The sequence below is a fragment of the Vibrio sp. Vb1337 genome (assembly GCF_033338715.1).
In the GTDB taxonomy this organism is placed as follows: Bacteria; Pseudomonadota; Gammaproteobacteria; order Enterobacterales; family Vibrionaceae; genus Vibrio; species Vibrio alginolyticus.
Genome location: NZ_JAWOTD010000014.1, coordinates 78,509 through 96,575 on the forward strand (window position 1 = coordinate 78,509; position 18,067 = coordinate 96,575).

The window sequence follows — 18,067 nt, forward strand, 5'->3', positions numbered from 1 at the left end:
TATCGTCTGTTACTTAATACTCAACGAGTTTTTAAATCGGCGTACGTTCAGAGTTATGCAGTAATGCTCGTGAAAAGTTATCAGGTAGCATGAGTGCGTGAGAAAAGAAGACAATGTGGATAGTGGATAGTGGGTTGTTGATACAAAAAAGGCCACCCGAGGGTGGCCTTTTCCAAACGTTTGGTGGAGCTGGCGGGAGTTGAAATGGTTTCTAACTTTTCATAAATTCAGTAACTTATAACGATGTTACCAATTTGGTGTTGCATCAAATGTTACATCAATTTCCTGCTTCAAAAGGAACTGAACCCGCGTCCATGTATTCCTGAATTATTTAAAAATGCTAGTTTGTTATAGCAATTTAATCTAAAGCAATAGCGCTGATACTGAGTATTTTACCCAGCCTCACCATCCATTAATAGCGATTTTAACGCATCGGAAGAAGAAGGGAGTAGTCCGACTTTTAAGCCAAATGGTTTGAATACCTTATTGAGAATCTCTGTATTGTAGCTGCCCCGATCATTCTTTATATCTGAGAGTGTTTTTCTTGAGACATCGATAAGTCTTGCAAACACATCCTGTTTGAGTCCCAGTATCTTAATGCGTAAACTTTTCAACGCTTGGCCTTGTGTTAGCTCTCCAAGCAATAAGTGTTTGATGATTTTGTTTACCTCGGTTTTGCGTTCTGATGGACGAGTGGAGGGGGAGATTTTTGAGACTCTCTGACTTATTGAAGTTTTGGGTGATGTATTAACGACATGGCTCTCTGATATCTCGTGAGGTGCATCTCGATTGGCCCTTAAACGACCTATGACCTCTTCTACAGACTCTCTTTTTTCTGGAGCAATTTTATTCATAGCAGCCTCGCTTTATCAGATCCTCTAAAGCTTATGAATTAGTTATTAATGTTATGAGTAAAAAATTACTCATAACATTGATTCTTAGATGTTAATGAGTATTTTCTTACTCATTTAGCTTTTATCTAGATCTCTGAGGTGATCAAGTAAGTATTCTGTGTAGTAAAGCGGCATCACGATGTGTTCTCTCTCTGTTGCTGGAGAGCCTTGAGTACCTGTAAGTTTGATTGTCTTGTGGGGCTTACACTTCTCGATGTAGGATTGCAATGATTTCGCACGGGTTCGCTTACCGCTTTTTACTTCTACAGGTACGATTCGACCTAGGTCATCAGCGATAATGAACTCTATCTCTGCTCTTGCGTCTCCCCAAGAGAAGCTTGGTTCAATACCTAGCGCAGCGATTTCCTGTTGAACATAGTTTTCGGCGATATATCCCTTGTATTCATAGCCTTGCTGTTTGATTTCACGGTAACCAGTGCCGAGCATATGGTTCAATAGCCCTACATCAAAGAGAAACAGTTTAACCGTATTTTCCTTCTGATAAGCAGCTAAAGGAGAACGAGGCTGTCCTTCAATAGGATGATTTTTTAAAGCAAGCCGACACTTGTGAAGCCATGTGATCGCACTTTCATACTCAGCATAGCGAGACTTGCGTTCGTGAACTCCCTTGAATTTAAACCGTTTAACGGAGTCGTCGAATACCGAAGATAGTTGAGCGGGAATGCTTCGAAATACAGATTCGATGAGCTGTGCATCCACTTTTCCAGAGTACTTTCCGAAATCACGCATGTAGCCCTCAATTAAGTTCCTATGGACTTCAGACACGGCTTCAATGCGTTCAATAATACTGAGTTCTGAGTTTTCGAACCATGAGTTTACGGCTTCAGGCATGCCGCCAACAAAATAATAGTCGGTCAGTAGTTCGATTAATTTTGTATGAGCTGCTGGAGAATTCAGCTTTTGGTCAAACGCTTTTTGCAGTGCTTTTTCTCCAGATGCCCACAAGAACTCCCTGAAAGTCAGTGGCCTTAAATTGTGTTGCTCAACTTTTCCAACGGGAAAGGACGTGAGCAATCCGATATTTGAACCACTAGCAGCAACATAAGCTTTGGGAGCCTTTTCTGCAAAGTACTTAAGAGAGGTGACCGCTCTTGGACATTCACCAATTTCATCTAAAATAAGAAGATCTGTTGATGGCTCGAAGATTTCTCCTGTTAATAGTTCAATGTTGGTGATGACGTCATCAGGGTTTAGAGAGCCTGAAAAAGCTTCAATTAACTCAGGGCTTTCTAGGAAATCGATTCTTATGACATTTTCGAATGTACTTCCTAATAGCTCCTGTAATAAGAATGTTTTACCAGTTTGTCTAGCACCGTCAATCAGCAAAGGCTTCCTTGTCGGCTTGTCTTTCCAGGCGAGTAGGTTTTCAAGTAGTGTTCGTTTCATCTAGCCACCTCAGTTAAAGTGCTTATCTGGTTGAGTGTATATTACACAAAAATGCGCAATTAAATGCAAGATGTAACATTTTTTTGCGCTTAAAAGAGATGGTTTTGACATTTTTATGCGCGTAAAAGTGTTTAGAGTGATTTCTATGTGAATGATAGTGTTGGGGCTGTGAGGTGATGGATCTATGCATCATTTCTGTTTGGTTGCTTCACAAGGGCAATGATCACAGTGAGAAGGCCCTAGCGGGCTTTCAGATACCAAAGTTTCTTGCTGGCTAGCTCTTATAGGTAATAAGCTTTATTAGTAAGTAATCCACTAGTTAAGCGTACAGAACCCTTGGGATTAGAAATGAATGTGGTACTACCGCCTGCGATCACTTTCTCTACAGCATCATGTTGATGCCCTGCAACCCAGAACCTCGCTTTTGAGATCAACTCATTACTCAACCCTGCATGGTAGTAGGGGGCATAAACACTATTGGCATTTTCTTCTGTCGCGAAAGCTTCTTTAGAAGGAAGATGATGTGAAACAACAAGATCTACTTTCTCAGGGAGGTTATTGACGAATGCTTTGTACTGCTCTTCAATTATAGAGCTGTCAATAAACTTAGCGTCGTTCATCAACTCAGAATATACATTTACAAGCTCGACCGAATAGGTGTGAATGGGAAACCAAAGGGTTCCACCGAAGATAGTGAATCCGTTCAATTCAATCGACTCATTGTTCAAAAAGAACAGGTTTTCAGTGGTATCGCTATGAGCCTTAAGCTTTGCTAATACTGAATTCTTAGAAACGTTGAGAGAACCAGAGTTAGTATTAGATTCGCACTCACTTGTATATCGGTAGGATTTACTCTTATTGCTATACCATTCATGGTTTCCAGCAACCATGATGACCGCCTTAAAGTGGCGGCAAAGTACATTCTTTACGTATGCTATGCCTAATAGACCGTTTGCCGTGTCACCAGCAACAACCAACGTGGCTTCTTTATCGAACTCATGCCAAAAATCGCGGCGTATTCCGTGAGTGTCCAGGTGTAGGTCAGAAACAACGTAAAACTTCAAACTATCATGGCCTTAAGATTGATTGACTACTTCATGCATGGTACATGGATTATTTGGATTAGAGAAGTGAGCATATGCGCTAAGCATTTCTACTCAAGGTACTTGAAGGGTGCTTTTGAACAGGACAATGATTGGACGTGTTGTTTGATTTTTCGGCACTAAGATTTAGACACTAACTTTTAGTGTCTAAATCTTAGTTGTTATTAACAATTTGAAATTGTTAGTTTTTAGTTGAGGTGCTTTGATTTGGCAACATCGTTGAGGCTAGCAAAAGTGTTAGTGTGCTCCGTAACTACGGCAGGCATTTTTATGAGTGAGGCTTATATGAAGAGCGAGGTTAAGGCTAAAAAAGTGATAACGAGCAAGCCGACTAACATGATCGTGACGTTGCGCTAGATGGGGTTATTGACTTGCTCGATTACGATATCTCTACCAAACACAGGTATGGTAGTTTGAAGTAACTGAAGCCCTCACAGAGCAGCTGGAAGAGAGCATTGGTGACGAGCAGGTTGACCTAGACGGAAAGTATTAAGAATAACCCCTATTTGAGGTTGCACAGCATAAAGCTGTGCTTTTTAAGCGGCATACGCCGCAGTAACGAGTGATAGACATCATGCACAATATCTTTCTTGCAGTGTATCCTCTAATTCTTTGCCCAGAATAATTTCAAAGTCAGTAAATAAAGCGACGGGACGAGAAGTATTGTCTTTCTTCTCTATTTGGATAAACCCTTTCGATGATAGTAAGTGGAGTGTACGTGACAGTTTACGAGTATTATGACCGCTGATGTCCGCAAGTTCAGCTAGATTTTCAGGCTTTTCCCTACTCATCAGGAGCATTAGCTCGATATTTTCATTACACAGTAACTTTGATACTTCATCTAGTGATGTGAACCAAAATGTCGGTAGATACTTGCTATGACTAATGTTGCCTGCGGCCACACTAGTCATGTGCCTACGAATGAGGTCTTCTGACATAACTCCAATACGAGCTTTCATTACTATCCCTCCCAGAACGAAATAACAAAACCCTAGTGTATAAAACGCTGCTCTGAAAGAAAAAGTGGATAGTTATATTCAACGAAAAAACGATACCATCGGACACAACTTTCGAGATCGTGAGGATAATAGAAACAATGAAATCCTAGTATCATTGAGCCTTTTTTCGGGTCACCCTATCCTAAGGTCTACGAGGCTCTTCACTAGAAAAACACTTGTGTATTAGCTGACCAATCAAGACTAGAGAGTTGGTTTTCGTGTGACTCATGGGGGGGCAAAGTAAACTAGTTGCAGTGTTAGTTTGCTTTTCTTTTTATATGTTAGAATAACAGCATGAGTAAATAATCAATGCTTACAATGTCAGAACAATTATATTACAAGCTTTTAAAATCTACTTTTGAAAATGCACTGCTTCATCTTTACTTTAAAGTCAGCGCGTCTCAAAGCTTTGTCAAAGAAGAGCAACGCAACAAAATCCTCATTGATTTCTTAAAACCAAAATTGAAAGAGCAACGCTATTCACTTATCAAAAAGAATTTAAAAACCATCTGTTTAATGAAAAATAAGTTTGGGTCAATCGAGAAATATTTAAATGGGATTGTACAGCAATATAGTTCAATCAAGAGCAAGAGTGATGTAGACAAACTCTATGAGTTGCTTGAGCAGCTTGAGAAGGCAGGGTTTGAAACAAAGTTGATTGAAGAAACTCCAACACAGAATCAAGATGTTGTTTATTTAGATAGAGCACACATTAACAACTGTTTCGATGAGTATGACAATCACCAGGTTGCGCCCATTTCTTTGCTCATTCATACAGAACAAATAGTTAAGTTCACTCAATCCCTAGATGAGCAAGCTTATTTTGAATATGAAGTATTTCAAGTTAATAAATCATTGAAGAGCTATCACTATCGCTTACACCCTCGTTCCTGATTGCTGAACATATAAAAATAATAGTTCCAAGTATTTCGAATATTTCATAATGTAGTCTTGGAACTTTTCTGTACTAAATGTTTAGTTATTCGACTTTACCTTGATACATATTATAAAAATACTTCAAGAACAATATGTTAAGAATTACGCCTTTTCTACTATATCCTGGAAGAATCCTCATAGGATGTTGTTGGTTGCCAATTCATTGGTGCGGATAAGCATTACATTTTCCAATGTCAGGAACATCACAGGGCTTTGTTAAGTAATTCGGATAGATAACCAAACCACCTGAGCATTGTAATTTCTCATGTATATCTTCCTACCAAGCGACTGCCGCACTCTATACATCGTACTTTTTGAGAGTAAATGCTTGCAATAACGATATCGCTTTTTTAACTTTTTGTTCAAGCCGTAAAGCTTCTGGCAAACTACCGCTAAGATCGAGAGTGGCTTTTTCTTGTAGAGATTAGCGGAACAGCTCGCTTAACCCGTATAGTATTGTGACAACTCCTTGTATCATAAGCTCCATCACCAGATATCTCGATAATTCTTCGGCGTGTTTGATTTACAAAGTTAAGAAGGACTTCTGTATCGTAACATGAGATAAACTCAGTTCTTCTGCGATTATTTTGTGAGTGCAGCGTCGGATACTAAATGCAAATTTTCTCAAACTCTACGCATCCGTCAGTACCATGATTTTTGACCTTCCGTTTACCTTCGCCATAAACCTTGAGGCTGCCAGTATCAGTGGCTAGGTACTGTATTGCACCTCCAGTTTTTGTCTCAAAAGAGACCGCAACTTGTTTAACTAAAAGACTGATACAAATGAAGTATGAGAAGGTAAGAGTAGTATTAGACAACATAAACAAGGAATCGATAAACTGATTACATGCTAGTGTTGTTGTTTTTTTATTCACCTTCAGTACGGTAGTGATGGCTAAGTCGATGAATCGACGAGGTCTGCTACGGTTGATTAACGCTTTGTTGTACTGTTGCAGTTAGTTTTATTATAACTAGGTCTCGCATAGGCCTAAGATGATTAACTGATATACACGTTTAGCTGTTAAGTTATTGGTTTATTTTTAATCTAATTGCCCCCAACCAAACCGTTGAACTAAAACTTACCAAACTTGGAAAGGCTATGGAAGATAAATAGTTTATTGACGGTAGCGAAAAAATAAAAATAGGATAGACAATATCAAGTCAAATAAAGATATGATATTGTCTTAATTTATTAGTCGATTTGATAAGTTAAAATTTTATTTCATTATTCTTAATGAAACTTTCAAATATAATGATTTAAATTAATTGTATTTAACCTTTTTGTGTGAATTTAATGAAAAACCTATAGTCTTTAAAGATAAATCCACAATCTTTACAAAGAAATTTTTTCTTGATTATAATTTTCTCTATAAACTTTCTTTCTATTCTATAGAATCCAAAACTAGAACAGTTTCTACACTTCATCTAAACCTCTTCCATTAATACATTATTTTTAACAAGGAATTTGTTTACAATAGATTTCATACTTTCTGGTTTGCCATATAAAAAACCTTGAACAAATATACAGTCATTTATTTCTATCAAATGATTATGTTGCGCAACATTTTCCACTCCTTCTATAACAATTTTATATTCTAAGTTGTACAAAAGATTAATTATAGAATTTAAAAGTGAGTTGTATTTTAATTCATTTGGAACTCTATTTAAAAAACACTTATCTAACTTGACTTCATATAATGGCAATTTTATTAGATTGTTTAATGTTGAATAACCCTTTCCAAAATCGTCTAGGGAAAACCTAAACCCTAACTCAACCAGATCATTTATTATCTCAAGTTTATTTTCATTTTCGACAAAAAAAACATTTTCCGTAACTTCAAATATTATATCTGAAGTATCAATCATGTTTTTTGCTATTAATTCATTTAAATAATTTTTTAAGTTTTCATGTATCTGTTTGGGTGACAAATTTATTGATAATGTAACATCACTATGAAAATGTAATTTATTTTCGTAATAATCTTTAATTGCATAATCTATAACTCTAAAGCCGACAGAGTCAATTAAATCAGCAGACTCAGCCGTTTCTATGAAAACATCTGGAGGAATACAACCTTTTTTAGGATGTTTCCACCTAACCAAAGCTTCTAAACCAACTAATTGACGACTCTTGATATCAAACTTTGGTTGATACTCAGTATAGAACTCATTATTTCGACAAGCCCTTCTTAAATCATTTACTAGCTCAAATTCAAAATTAGCCGTCTGAAGTAGACCAGTATTATACTCAGTATAATGTGACGTTCCTTTTTTCTTGGACTCATACATAGCTAGATCTGAATATTGTAATAAAAGATCCAATCTATCTCCATCCTTTGGATATTGAGAAAAACCAATACTAGCAGTAGATTCTATTCTTCTATTTTTTATAAAAACAGGCTTATTTATTGAACGCGATAAATTGTTAATCTTACTTAAAATGTCAACATTACCTTGAAATATAACAATGAACTCATCACCACCAAATCTATATAATTTATCATCAACATCGATTTCTTCAGTGATATTGCTAGATATTTTCTTTAGAAACATATCACCAAACGAATGGCCTAACGAATCGTTTATATGTTTAAACCCATCTAAATCAATAAACACTAAATAAAAACTGTTGAGACAAAATGTTTTTTTAAAATCGATTTCCAAACTTCTTCTATTTGGTAAGCCTGTTAAGTAATCGGTTTTTGCTATACTGTCAATTTTTTTATTTGAATCTTTTAACTTTTTTTTCTCTAGCAATATCTTATTATTATATGTCGTCAATATACGTGATATTTTTTTATGTAAAAAATAATATATAACAAATGAAATAGCCAGTAAAATAAAGAATGAGCTAACTATTGTTTTGATATCTTCATATAAGAACTCTTTAAATAGATATTTGAAATCATCGTTTAGTTCATATTTGAAGTTTTTAGCCATAGAGAGTGATATATTTATCCCATATTCACTTATGGTTTTGTTAATATAAAAAAACTCACTACTGCTATCTAATTCAAGAAAGTTGTTATAGATATAATCATAGAAAAAATAAAGTGAACTTTGACTGTTTAAGTATCTATTTTGTTTAACCTTTTGGTCATATATAATACCGTTATGAGTTGAGTAGACCCTATATTCAATATTGTCATCCAAACTTGAATTTTCTAAAAGATTAAATATTTCATCATGTACACGTTCGAGAAGAAACTCGTTAACATATCCACTTGCCAAATATAGTTGTGTGTTAGGTATTTGTTTTATATACGATACTTTGTTAGAACCAAATTTAGAAGGTACTTTATATCTATACACTCCACCATTGATAGGAAAATTTTCAAAAAAACTATTAGAATATTTATCTTTAAGATTATCATTAAGTTGGTTAAAAATATTTGATTCTATAATGTTCTTATCTTTATAGTTTACTATAAAAACATAATTATCTTTGAAGGTTGAGTTAAACTTATTTACTTTTTCTTTTATAAAGTCTTCTTCTATACTATCTTCATTAGCAAATTCAATGATGGCAGTATTTTTCTTAACACTCTCGATAAGTTCGTTTTCTATTAAATTTATAATTGAATAAATAGAGGCTGAAATAGACTCTGCCTCTTCTATTAATGCATTTCTTTTTTCAACTATTTTGTTTTCACTAAACTTATCAATATATAATGAATATTGCTCTAAATTACCTACAAATACTCTAAAAAAAATTATAATAAAAAAAGCCAAAAGCAAAAATAGATAAACGGATAAATTAATACGTGAAATCTTATTATTAATCACTGACATATTGATATTAGCTTTTTTTAAATAAATTAATGAAAATTTTTGGAGTCATTCCATAAACAATTTTAAACTTCTTTATAAAAAAAGAACTACTGGAAAAACCTAATAATTTCGAAGTTGTAACAACGCTTTCTGTAGATAATAATAATTCCACTGAGTTTTCAATTTTAACTTTAATCACTAATTCAGACATTGTCACATTTAGCTTAGACAAAACTAATTTAACATCTTTAATACTTAAATTTGACCTTTGACAAAGCTTATCAATATTCCAGTTTATTCTTGGATGTTTTTTTATACACTCTCTTATTTTTTCTAATGTTGGTTCATCTGATTTTATCTTGGGCAAGAAAAGATCTTTTTTAATTAGGTCTAACAGATAATTTTTATAATATATTGATGATAGCTCTAAATCGTTCTTTGTTTTTAAATAAATATAATAATCACGCTTGGACATGATTTGCTTTAAATGACTGAATGATATGACTTTAAGCTCTACTATTTCTTCTTCTACAGAATAATGAATAACTTCTCCTTTCGGAAGATAAAGGTAATCACCTGGTTGAAATATACATGAAAATCCGTTATACGATACAGCGCCACTCCCTTCTTCAATCTGGATAATATGTTCATTCTTATTGAAGTAAGCGCCTAATTTACAAGGTTTAACTTTAACTGATTTCATGATGCAAACCTTTTCGGTGGATTTTTATAATATCCCTGATAGTATATTTTGTTAGAACTTTTTAAATGTTGTTTTATGCTTGAGTCAACGCCATCAATAATTACGCCAACGTTACAAAATGGAATTAAAATTTGTGCTACATGCTTTTCTAAATCCTTAAATGAGTACTTTTTATCTATTTTAATATAATCCCAATCTATATAACCTAAACATTGATTAAAAGTTTCATCTTTGTGACAAAAAGAGTCTAAGCAAAATTCAATTCCATACTCCTTGAGTTTTTTTATTGATAGATACAAGTCAGGTAGCATATTATTTTCTATTTCATTAACTTCTATCACTAAATTTTTGTTATTAAATAAAGAAATTCTCGTTATGAATTTATCACTCAACAATATATTTGCGGTAATATTAATGCTAAATTTGTTTTTTTTATTGTTTTGAAGTTTTTTAACAATATTTAATGCTGACTCCATTATTATTTCATCGGATACAGTCATATCTAAAAACTGCTCCTCATAATATCCATCAGGTATAGTGTATAAAACCTCAGAGAAAGCCACATCTCCAGTTTCACTTGAATAAATAGGATGCAAAAAAATACTATTTGAAATGCTACTTTTTAAATCCATATCTCACTACACCTTTTTTAATATGAATATTGTTTTTAAGCGCAAGGTTAATCACCTCTTAAAACCTAAGCAACCAGTTTTCTATTATTAGCCATGATATCTATTATTATTTATCACCCTCAAACACACTGTCATTATATTGACATTAAATTGACCGTACATTAACAGATAGCTTATTGAACATTTAAAATCAAGAGTGCTTTAGTGTGGTCTATGTTTAAGGCTTTGTTACGTAACTCGATGAAACTAAGGCAAGAGGTGATGAGCTGTGCGACAACACAGTTGATCACCCTAGTCTTATGGAGAAGCCTCGTTACACAACAACTAACTAAAAACAGTACAGCAAAGTACTAATTAATCGTGGTTCACTCACTTTCTGGATTGATGAAGGAGTTATAAGCGAATGGAAGCAAAGCAAACAGAACAAGCGCGGCAGGCCTCGTAGATTCAGTGACCTCGCCATTACAGAGCCGCACCAGTTATCTTGGACCCTGAGTTAAGTGAGTAAAATCACTAACGAGGTGAATCATGACAAACAAGAAAAAACTTATTATCCATTCTTCCGAATTTAACACTTGAGATTGCGGAGAAAGTCGGTGCTGCTGTTGCCGCTAGATAACTATCTCTCCATGACTCTCAAATCTATGGCTAGCGTAAAGCCGCAAATAAAAACTCCAGTACTGCTGAGCGAGAAAAAGAGCTAGGAGTAGTAAAAAAGGTCTCCACCTACTTTGCGAAGAATCTAAAGTAGCTTGTGCTAAGAATTTATGTTTGAACACCTGCAGTATTTCCGTGTATCTCACATGGTAGAGGTGTTTGGCATATCGCGAAGCGGGTTTTACTACTGGATTAAGCATCGTCATAGAGACTGCCTGCGAGAACAAGCCCGTCAGGTATTAGACGACAAGGTCAAAGAGGCTTTTGATAACCGCAAAGGCAGGGACGGTGCTAGACGTATCCAGATAGAGTTAACTGATAACGGTAGCAGGCATAATGTGAAGACCATTGCCAGTAGCATGAAACGTCAAAATCTAGTAACGAAAGCTGTTCGTAAGTTTAAATGTACGACGGATAGCATTCATAAGTTGCCAATCGCTCCGAACTTGTTGGAACAAGACTTCTCTGCAACTGCCGCCCAATCAGAAATGGGCGGAGATATTACGTATTTGGCGATAAGTGAAGGTTGTCTATACTTAGTGGTAATCATTGATCTTTATTCACAGCAAATCGTTGGCTAAGAGGATGACAGCAACATTAGTCAGCGATACTCTTTCAATAACCTTATTCCATCGTAGCTTTCCTGAGCGAGTCATCGTTCATAGTGACCATGGTAGCCAATATTGCTCGAAAGGTTATAGAGAGTTGATTAGTACCTATAATCTAAAACAAAGTATGGATAGAAAAGGAAATTGTTGGGACAACGTTTATATAGAGAGTTTCTTTCATGCCATGAAGGTGGAAGCTGTACTATATGAGCTGATAATGTCGAGAGAATAGATGCGTCAATCGGTCTTCAAATACATTGAGGTTTAATATAATCGAACGAGAAGGCACAGTGATCTTGGGCGTCTAAGCCCAGTTGACTTTGAAAAGCCAAAAGGTCGCTTAATGCAGTGTCCAGTCTGGCTGGAGCTTCTTCTCGCATCTTCATTTAGTTGAACGGAGAACTATGTTCTCCGAATGACGAAAGGCTGAGTCAGGTATTATCCGACTCGTGTTTGGGTATATAGGCAAAGGTCGGTAGCGTTCAAACGCTACTGCGAGAACACTGTTCTCGCTCAAATCATCAAAAACTAAAGTTTGCTCATTTAATTAATAGATAAAAAAGCTCTCTTAGTGCCCAACTCTCTGGTGAAAAATGTGTTACCCATTATCTTCATGAGTGGGTTTGTCAGAACCAATGGACTAATGAATTTAAGCTCTGAAACACTTTTGCCCCATTCAAAGTTAGAATTAGGGATCATGCTTGTATCGAATATCTGTTTTGCAATAATTATTTTTAATGATGCTGTTGATTTCAATTCAGCCTTTCACTTTTTATGTCATTGATTTTATGGACAATAAAAATCAATCAAGAAATAGATATCTATTATGTTCATATAGTGTATAGTGTCAGAAGCTCAAACGATGAGCTATTAGTAAAATATTTAGTTCAAGATCTTCTCAGTTTTTATTCGATTAAATTCGTCATATTTATCCTGCGATACCTTTTTCTTCATTCCTTATTTAGTAGCTTTCTTTTTAACTTAATCAATGTATCGAGATATATTATGTCAAATAAATCAACAGGCTTAGTAAAATGGTTTAATGAATCCAAAGGTTTTGGATTTATCACTCCTGATAACGGCGGTTCTGACCTATTTGTTCACTTCAAATCAATTGTTAGTGATGGCTTCAAAACATTATCTGAAGGCCAAAAGGTTTCTTTTGTTGTTGAACAAGGTAACAAAGGTCCTCAAGCGGATAATGTTACGTTAGTGTAAGATATTTATAAAAAGTCTCTTCTGTCGAGGAGACTTTTTTACTTTATTTTTTAATAAAGATTCTGAACGTTCGAAATACGAATAAAATAAATTTTTGGATCGATAAGATAAGAAGCAATATGAGAAAACCAGTAAGAAAATCAAGCAAGAAAACACAGAAAAACAACTTCGAAGAACGATTCGCTGCGATGGTAAAAGAATATCAAGAAGCGAAAGAAATTCTCGACTCTATGACTGAAAGTTCATCAGAATATTTAGCACAGAAAAAAGCATGCGATAAACTTTTTGCAAACGCGGAACGATACATTAATAAGAGATAATGAATTGAAATGGCTTTATTCTAATCTGAATAAAATCATCTTTCTTAGCATCAATAGGATGATATATGAGCAAGTTACCTAAACCGACACAAAAGCAGAAGCAATTTAGTATTAATCAGAAAGGGATTAAACGAATACCAGAAGAGTTGAAAAAAATGGGTGTTCGCAAACGCATAGAAGAGATTGAAGAACAAAAAAAGTGGGATAAAGAGTGGGGACTATGAGTTCACGAAACCTCTCTGAGCTTATCAATACGACACTCCTCTTACATTCCGAAAAGCTGAGCAACTTGGACCGAGACATGCTGACAGGTTTACGAGATCAACTTAATCGTGAGCAAACCTTGTCAGACAAACAATCCAAACTGTGTCAAAGGCTACTACGAAAAACGAATCATGATTGCTAACCAACGTCAGTCTTCACAGCTATCTACCCAGCTATCATCAAGCATCAAGCATCAAGCATCAAGCGTTATTCGACTTAGCATCTGATCCATTAAATCTCTAATCTTAATTAGTATTGCACCCTCTGGCGCATGATGCTCAGCTGAGCGCTTGGCGTTCGTTAGACTTTTCATGAAGATAGTTTCGCTATCCATCACGGTGTGTTTTAGGTCGGCATGGTCCTATTCCTTTTGAGGAGACGTAGTGGTGTGATGCTTTCAATATGGCATTGTTTCACGCTTAAACGTTCGAACTGACTTGGTTTCTGCCTAAAAGCTGGACTAGGCAAGCAACTGATTATCAAGGAGTATGGACGGCAAAAAACCATCATAGAATGGTTATTACCTCATCTCACAAACCTGAGCACTACGAGTATGTTTCATCGCTCCTACAGTTTAAGCAACTTAACGTTCCACTTGTCATAATATGATGTGTGCCCCAGATATTTCGTTGTTGCTATTTACAAAGCTCATCTGTTGAAGAGCATAGTCTTTCTATGAGCAACCTTGTACAAACCTTACATTCAATGTAATAAAGTTTTTTTAGTGTATGATTCGCACTTTTTTAACTTAAACCAGATCTTCTTTCTACCGTGATTTTTCAAAGTAGTTCCTCTAAAACAACACCAGTCTCACCATTAGCAATCCTTTGGAGAAGGCTATTCATCTTTATTTTTTTATGTATTGATGTTTCTTTATTTTGAATAGATTTGTTTTTATTATTTCTATTCTCATTATTAAATATTTGATTAGACATATTATGCCCCTTTATAAAAAATTATAATTAAGGTGCACTGAACATAAGTATTTTTAGGATAGGTAATTAAGGAGATTACAGAGAGAAACTTGCTAGGGATTACGCTGGAAAACTATCTTTATATTTTATCTTGAAACAAATCTTTGTCAGAGCAACTACCTCGCCAGGCGTATGACGAGGCAGTGTAAATTCAATTGTAAGACTAAATAGTCGTTACATTTTCTGCTTGAAGGCCTTTAGGACCTTTACCTACAGTAAAGGAAACCTGCTCGCCTTCAATAAGCTTCTTAAAGCCATCGCCTAAAATGCTTCTGAAATGAACAAATAAATCATCGCCATTTTCTTGAGAAATAAAACCAAAACCTTTAGTTTCGTTAAACCACTTTACTGTACCAATTACTTGATTAGACATATTATGCCCCTTATAAAATTAAAATTAAGGTGCACTGAACATAGGTATTATTTTAGGATAGAGCATTAAGGAGATTACAGAGAGAAACTTGCTAGGGATGACGCTGGAAAACTTTCTTTATATTTTATCTTGAAACAACTCTGTGTCAGAGCAAAGACCACTATACAGATTAATTAAAAAAAATATACCTTTATTTTAAATTAATTTTTATATCATCTATTCAAACGCATTTTATCACAAAGGGTTCATCTTGATTCCGACGTTTTGCAGTTGGGAACATTAAGCAATAAATCAATACTGCCAAACGGCCTTTTTTGAGAGAGACTTGCTTGCGGCTGTCAAACTCGCCTTTGTCCAGAAGTGAGTTGTACGGTTTTTGGGGAGTACTGTTTTTGGCAGTGCCAGCATCTGCCTAATCGTGATCCGTTACAATCAAGTGTGTGTTTCTGCCCACCCTCTTCAAATCTCGAATCGCAGTCTTTTTCTTCGCAATCCGCAGGGGCCGATCTGAAGTTACTGTATTGTTGATAATATCAATATCATCACGTTTCGTATGTGTGAACTCGATAACGCCATAAGGGGTCCTGAACTCTCCCTTGCGTCCTGTTGTCATGATCGTAATTCTATTGTCAATCATCACTTGAAAAATGACACTGTATTCTGAAAGCGCCGATTCTAGAGAGATGTAGTTGTACTCTCCTCGTCGCAAGCATTTAGCAATATATTCAATAGTATAACCGCCCTTGTGACGACTGAATGAGAATACATAAACACTGTTGCACACCCGCTCTAGTACTCCTGCTTTGACTAAACGTAGCAAGCTTTGCTGGAATGCAGTAAGTGAATCATCAAAAAATAACCTTCTGAGATCACTCTTCCGATAAACGTGTATACCTTGCTTGTCAAAGTTATGCAGTCGTTCTAATGCAGTCTCGATTTTCACTTCAATGCTCATAAGTAGTCACAAAAAGTAAGTATGACATATATTTTTGTCCACTTGCGATTGAAGATAACAAGTAGTGATCGCTAATACCCTTCGAGATCCCTGATTTGTTTTTCCGAGTTAGGATCCTAACTTGGAATTTGTAGTGATGAATGTGGTGGCTATGAGACTAAGGAAATGGCAATACCAATAGTCAAAAGCTGATTCCCTATTCTCGGTTAGGATCCTAACTCGGAATTTATGGGGATGATTATGGTTGCTTTGAGGTGAAGAAATGGCAGTACTAAGCGCACAGCAAGACTCCGATGTTCATTCTAGGTGAGGATACTAACTTGAAATTTGTAGTGATGGACGTGGCTGTGATCAGGTTAGGAGAAACAGCAGTACTAATCGCAGCCAGACTCCGATGAGCATTCTCGGTTAGGATCCTAACCGAGAATTCATGGTGATGAATATGTGGTTCTTTGAGGAGAGAAATCGCAACACTAATAGCCCAGAATCTGATCTTTTTCATTTTTAGGTAGAAGTTTAACTAATTATTATTTTTCTAATTTAATAATTAAAAAACCAAACGGTTTTTATTTAATAATTAAATGTTAATGTGATTTTTAAAATAGTGATTAAAGGTCCTTTACAAAGATAATATTACTTGATAAATATAATAGTCATTGAATTTATCTATATATATCAAAAGGGTTGTCGATATGTCTCAAGTTTTGGTTTATTCTAAACGTAATCGTGAAATGAGTTATCTATCTACAAAAGAAGAACGTGAAACTAAGTCGAATAGATTTCAAGTCGTTTATAACGACATTTCCGATGAAGAAGCATTGCGTAGAGCAAATTCTATTAATTTAGATGAAAAGAACAGTGTTCCCCAATTTCATTCAAAAAGACAATTTATTAAAGAAAAGAAAGAATGTCGAGTTCCTGGTCTATATGGTTGTAACCGTTATAAGTCAAGAAAAAATGAGACATTCAACGTGTTCTAACATTGTTCTTTTTTTGCACAACGTTAAAGCCTGTTGAATTGCGTTAGGCAAGTGGTGAAAGCCTTGAAAATTCCGTTATTAAAGCGGGTGGCAAGTGAATTTGCCAAGATTGGCAATCAATGTGCCAACGCTGGCATTGAAAGTGCCAGTAGTGGCAGAAGAATTCTTGTAATAAATTAAGCTTAATTTGGCTTAATCTTCACTTTTTTAAAATCTAACGTTATATTAGAATTATAACTTTATAATAGTTATAACCGTTATAATAGTTATAACATGAAAAATTAATAAAATAAAATTTATTTTTTATGTGTTAATTTTATTGCCAAGGAAAATTAATAGTAACCTTGTTTTTATTATAGATGAATTAAATTTAGAGTAATGTTTGTTACTCACGGATGTTTATTTATTTTCTAGGTTTTCTTAAGGCAAAGTTACTTTGTCAAAATTATCGACTTAAGTAGTCAACTTTAGCGAGATGTAAATATATCTGTAGTATCAACAAGCATCCGTTTTCTGATACCAGACGGGAATGAAGTGTTTGCGGTCTCATAAAGTAGGGTTCGGATTTTTATGACACCTAACAGGTTGATGATACCAATTGTGATGCCAAAAGGAGTGAGTAGTGAATAGTATTGGACGGACATTCGCTTATTGTCGTGTATCGACTAGTGAGCAAACTGTGTCAAATCAGATCTTAGCTATCAGAAATGCTGGCTACGATATTCAAGAACACCGAATTGTACATGAAACAGTTTCTGGTAGTGTGCCTGCAACAGAACGACGTGAGTTCAAAATGTTGATTGAGCATAAACTAGAGCCAGGGGACAAACTAGTTGTACTTAAGCTTGATCGACTTGGAAGAGATAACATCGATGTTCAGCATACGATCAGTATGCTGTTAGAAAAAGGTGTTACGCCAATTTCTCTGGATCTGCCGACCGCTGATCTAAGCTCGGCGGAGGGACGATTGATGCTGCAAATGTTCTCAGCATTTGCTGAATTTGAACGAAACCGTATTCGAGAGCGGACGCTAGAAGGTCAGGCTAGGGCTAAGTCTGAAGGTAAGCGGATTGGTAGACCAGAAGCACTAACCACAACTCAAAAAGTCCAAGAATGTAGGGCAAGAGGACTGAGTCAATCCAAAACAGCAAATGCTCTTGGTATCTCCATTCCGACGGTCAAGCGGCATTGGAACAAGCGGCTAACTGAAAGAGTTCAATGAGAACAATGTTCCATGATACTGTTAGGTTGAGTTGAGTTCTGCCAGAAGTAATT

Annotated in this window: 15 protein-coding genes and 3 pseudogenes; 8 read left to right on the forward strand and 10 right to left on the reverse strand. The window is 35.4% G+C overall.

Annotated elements, in window-relative coordinates; translation table 11 throughout:
* Positions 1 to 392: 392 nt before the first annotated feature.
* The 4 genes and pseudogenes from R7E42_RS25960 to R7E42_RS16260 form a co-directional block, all read right to left on the reverse strand.
* Positions 393 to 686: pseudogene (locus R7E42_RS25960) on the reverse strand (helix-turn-helix transcriptional regulator); the annotation flags it as partial.
* Between the two features lie 282 nt (positions 687 to 968).
* Complete coding sequence (locus R7E42_RS16250; RefSeq protein WP_025624125.1) at positions 969 to 2,300, reverse strand: ATP-binding protein; 1,332 nt, start codon at positions 2,298 to 2,300, stop codon at positions 969 to 971.
* Positions 2,301 to 2,581: 281 nt separating this feature from the next.
* The gene (locus R7E42_RS16255) at positions 2,582 to 3,364 is read right to left on the reverse strand and encodes a metallophosphoesterase (RefSeq protein WP_025624126.1); all 783 of its coding nucleotides are present in this window, start codon (positions 3,362 to 3,364) and stop codon (positions 2,582 to 2,584) included.
* Positions 3,365 to 3,975: 611 nt separating this feature from the next.
* Positions 3,976 to 4,362 (reverse strand): transcriptional regulator, encoded by a 387-nt coding sequence (locus R7E42_RS16260; protein ID WP_041157122.1) that lies wholly within the window; start codon positions 4,360 to 4,362, stop codon positions 3,976 to 3,978.
* Between the two features lie 357 nt (positions 4,363 to 4,719).
* Here R7E42_RS16260 and R7E42_RS16265 point away from each other — a divergent pair, with 357 nt between their 5' ends.
* Complete coding sequence (locus R7E42_RS16265) at positions 4,720 to 5,295, forward strand: DUF2913 family protein (protein ID WP_025506924.1); 576 nt, start codon at positions 4,720 to 4,722, stop codon at positions 5,293 to 5,295.
* A gap of 1,467 nt (positions 5,296 to 6,762) precedes the next feature.
* On the opposite strand, the gene R7E42_RS16275 is transcribed toward R7E42_RS16265, so the two are convergent.
* The 3 genes from R7E42_RS16275 to R7E42_RS16285 are packed head-to-tail and all read right to left on the reverse strand — an operon-like array spanning position 6,763 to position 10,443.
* Complete coding sequence (locus R7E42_RS16275) at positions 6,763 to 9,129, reverse strand: bifunctional diguanylate cyclase/phosphodiesterase (protein WP_318072819.1); 2,367 nt, start codon at positions 9,127 to 9,129, stop codon at positions 6,763 to 6,765.
* Positions 9,130 to 9,136: 7 nt separating this feature from the next.
* On the reverse strand, positions 9,137 to 9,811 hold the full coding sequence (locus R7E42_RS16280; RefSeq protein WP_193271949.1) for a helix-turn-helix domain-containing protein: 675 nt from the start codon (positions 9,809 to 9,811) through the stop codon (positions 9,137 to 9,139).
* Positions 9,808 to 10,443 (reverse strand): EAL domain-containing protein, encoded by a 636-nt coding sequence (locus R7E42_RS16285; protein WP_069516259.1) that lies wholly within the window; start codon positions 10,441 to 10,443, stop codon positions 9,808 to 9,810. Before R7E42_RS16285 ends, R7E42_RS16280 begins: the two co-directional genes overlap by 4 nt.
* Positions 10,444 to 10,796: 353 nt before the next feature.
* Between R7E42_RS16285 and R7E42_RS16290 the strand changes: the two are divergent.
* From R7E42_RS16290 to R7E42_RS16310, 5 genes and pseudogenes are all read left to right on the forward strand, one after another.
* Positions 10,797 to 10,910, forward strand: a pseudogene (locus R7E42_RS16290) (transposase); the annotation flags it as partial.
* Between the two features lie 61 nt (positions 10,911 to 10,971).
* Positions 10,972 to 12,102, forward strand: a pseudogene (locus R7E42_RS16295) (IS3 family transposase).
* Positions 12,103 to 12,713: 611 nt separating this feature from the next.
* Positions 12,714 to 12,926: a cold-shock protein gene (locus tag R7E42_RS16300; protein ID WP_005380667.1), complete on the forward strand. Its 213-nt coding sequence runs from the start codon at positions 12,714 to 12,716 to the stop codon at positions 12,924 to 12,926.
* 119 nt (positions 12,927 to 13,045) lie between these two features.
* Entirely contained in the window at positions 13,046 to 13,246 is a 201-nt protein-coding gene (locus R7E42_RS16305; protein WP_020196715.1) for a hypothetical protein, read from the forward strand.
* Positions 13,247 to 13,311: 65 nt separating this feature from the next.
* Complete coding sequence (locus R7E42_RS16310) at positions 13,312 to 13,470, forward strand: hypothetical protein (RefSeq protein WP_171822351.1); 159 nt, start codon at positions 13,312 to 13,314, stop codon at positions 13,468 to 13,470.
* 819 nt (positions 13,471 to 14,289) lie between these two features.
* Here the strand turns inward: R7E42_RS16310 and R7E42_RS16315 are convergent.
* The 3 genes from R7E42_RS16315 to abiEi form a co-directional block, all read right to left on the reverse strand.
* Complete coding sequence (locus tag R7E42_RS16315) at positions 14,290 to 14,445, reverse strand: hypothetical protein (RefSeq protein ID WP_020196713.1); 156 nt, start codon at positions 14,443 to 14,445, stop codon at positions 14,290 to 14,292.
* Between the two features lie 202 nt (positions 14,446 to 14,647).
* The gene (locus tag R7E42_RS16320; RefSeq protein WP_005380677.1) at positions 14,648 to 14,857 is read right to left on the reverse strand and encodes a cold-shock protein; all 210 of its coding nucleotides are present in this window, start codon (positions 14,855 to 14,857) and stop codon (positions 14,648 to 14,650) included.
* A 412-nt stretch (positions 14,858 to 15,269) separates the two neighbouring features.
* On the reverse strand, positions 15,270 to 15,812 hold the full coding sequence (gene abiEi, locus R7E42_RS16325) for a type IV toxin-antitoxin system AbiEi family antitoxin (RefSeq protein ID WP_213886778.1): 543 nt from the start codon (positions 15,810 to 15,812) through the stop codon (positions 15,270 to 15,272).
* 692 nt (positions 15,813 to 16,504) lie between these two features.
* On the opposite strand from abiEi, the gene R7E42_RS16330 reads away from it, so the two are divergent.
* Both R7E42_RS16330 and R7E42_RS16335 read left to right on the forward strand, forming a co-directional pair.
* Positions 16,505 to 16,792, forward strand: coding sequence for a hypothetical protein (locus R7E42_RS16330; protein ID WP_213886777.1), 288 nt, complete (start codon positions 16,505 to 16,507; stop codon positions 16,790 to 16,792).
* A gap of 631 nt (positions 16,793 to 17,423) precedes the next feature.
* Positions 17,424 to 18,014 carry a recombinase family protein gene (locus tag R7E42_RS16335; RefSeq protein WP_115386391.1) on the forward strand — a complete coding sequence of 197 codons (591 nt, stop codon included), beginning with the start codon at positions 17,424 to 17,426 and terminating at the stop codon, positions 18,012 to 18,014.
* Positions 18,015 to 18,067: the final 53 nt, after the last annotated feature.

Coding starts and splice junctions, on each gene's coding strand:
- R7E42_RS16300 (WP_005380667.1), top strand. CDS start 12,714: ATGTCAAATAAATCAACAGGCTTAGTAAAATGGTTTAATGAATCCAAA.
- R7E42_RS16285 (WP_069516259.1), bottom strand. CDS start 10,443: ATGGATTTAAAAAGTAGCATTTCAAATAGTATTTTTTTGCATCCTATT.
- R7E42_RS16330 (WP_213886777.1), top strand. CDS start 16,505: ATGTCTCAAGTTTTGGTTTATTCTAAACGTAATCGTGAAATGAGTTAT.
- R7E42_RS16250 (WP_025624125.1), bottom strand. CDS start 2,300: ATGAAACGAACACTACTTGAAAACCTACTCGCCTGGAAAGACAAGCCG.
- R7E42_RS16315 (WP_020196713.1), bottom strand. CDS start 14,445: ATGTCTAATCAAATATTTAATAATGAGAATAGAAATAATAAAAACAAA.
- R7E42_RS16310 (WP_171822351.1), top strand. CDS start 13,312: ATGAGCAAGTTACCTAAACCGACACAAAAGCAGAAGCAATTTAGTATT.
- R7E42_RS16320 (WP_005380677.1), bottom strand. CDS start 14,857: ATGTCTAATCAAGTAATTGGTACAGTAAAGTGGTTTAACGAAACTAAA.
- R7E42_RS16280 (WP_193271949.1), bottom strand. CDS start 9,811: ATGAAATCAGTTAAAGTTAAACCTTGTAAATTAGGCGCTTACTTCAAT.
- R7E42_RS16305 (WP_020196715.1), top strand. CDS start 13,046: ATGAGAAAACCAGTAAGAAAATCAAGCAAGAAAACACAGAAAAACAAC.
- R7E42_RS16260 (WP_041157122.1), bottom strand. CDS start 4,362: ATGAAAGCTCGTATTGGAGTTATGTCAGAAGACCTCATTCGTAGGCAC.
- R7E42_RS16275 (WP_318072819.1), bottom strand. CDS start 9,129: ATGTCAGTGATTAATAATAAGATTTCACGTATTAATTTATCCGTTTAT.
- abiEi (WP_213886778.1), bottom strand. CDS start 15,812: ATGAGCATTGAAGTGAAAATCGAGACTGCATTAGAACGACTGCATAAC.
- R7E42_RS16265 (WP_025506924.1), top strand. CDS start 4,720: ATGTCAGAACAATTATATTACAAGCTTTTAAAATCTACTTTTGAAAAT.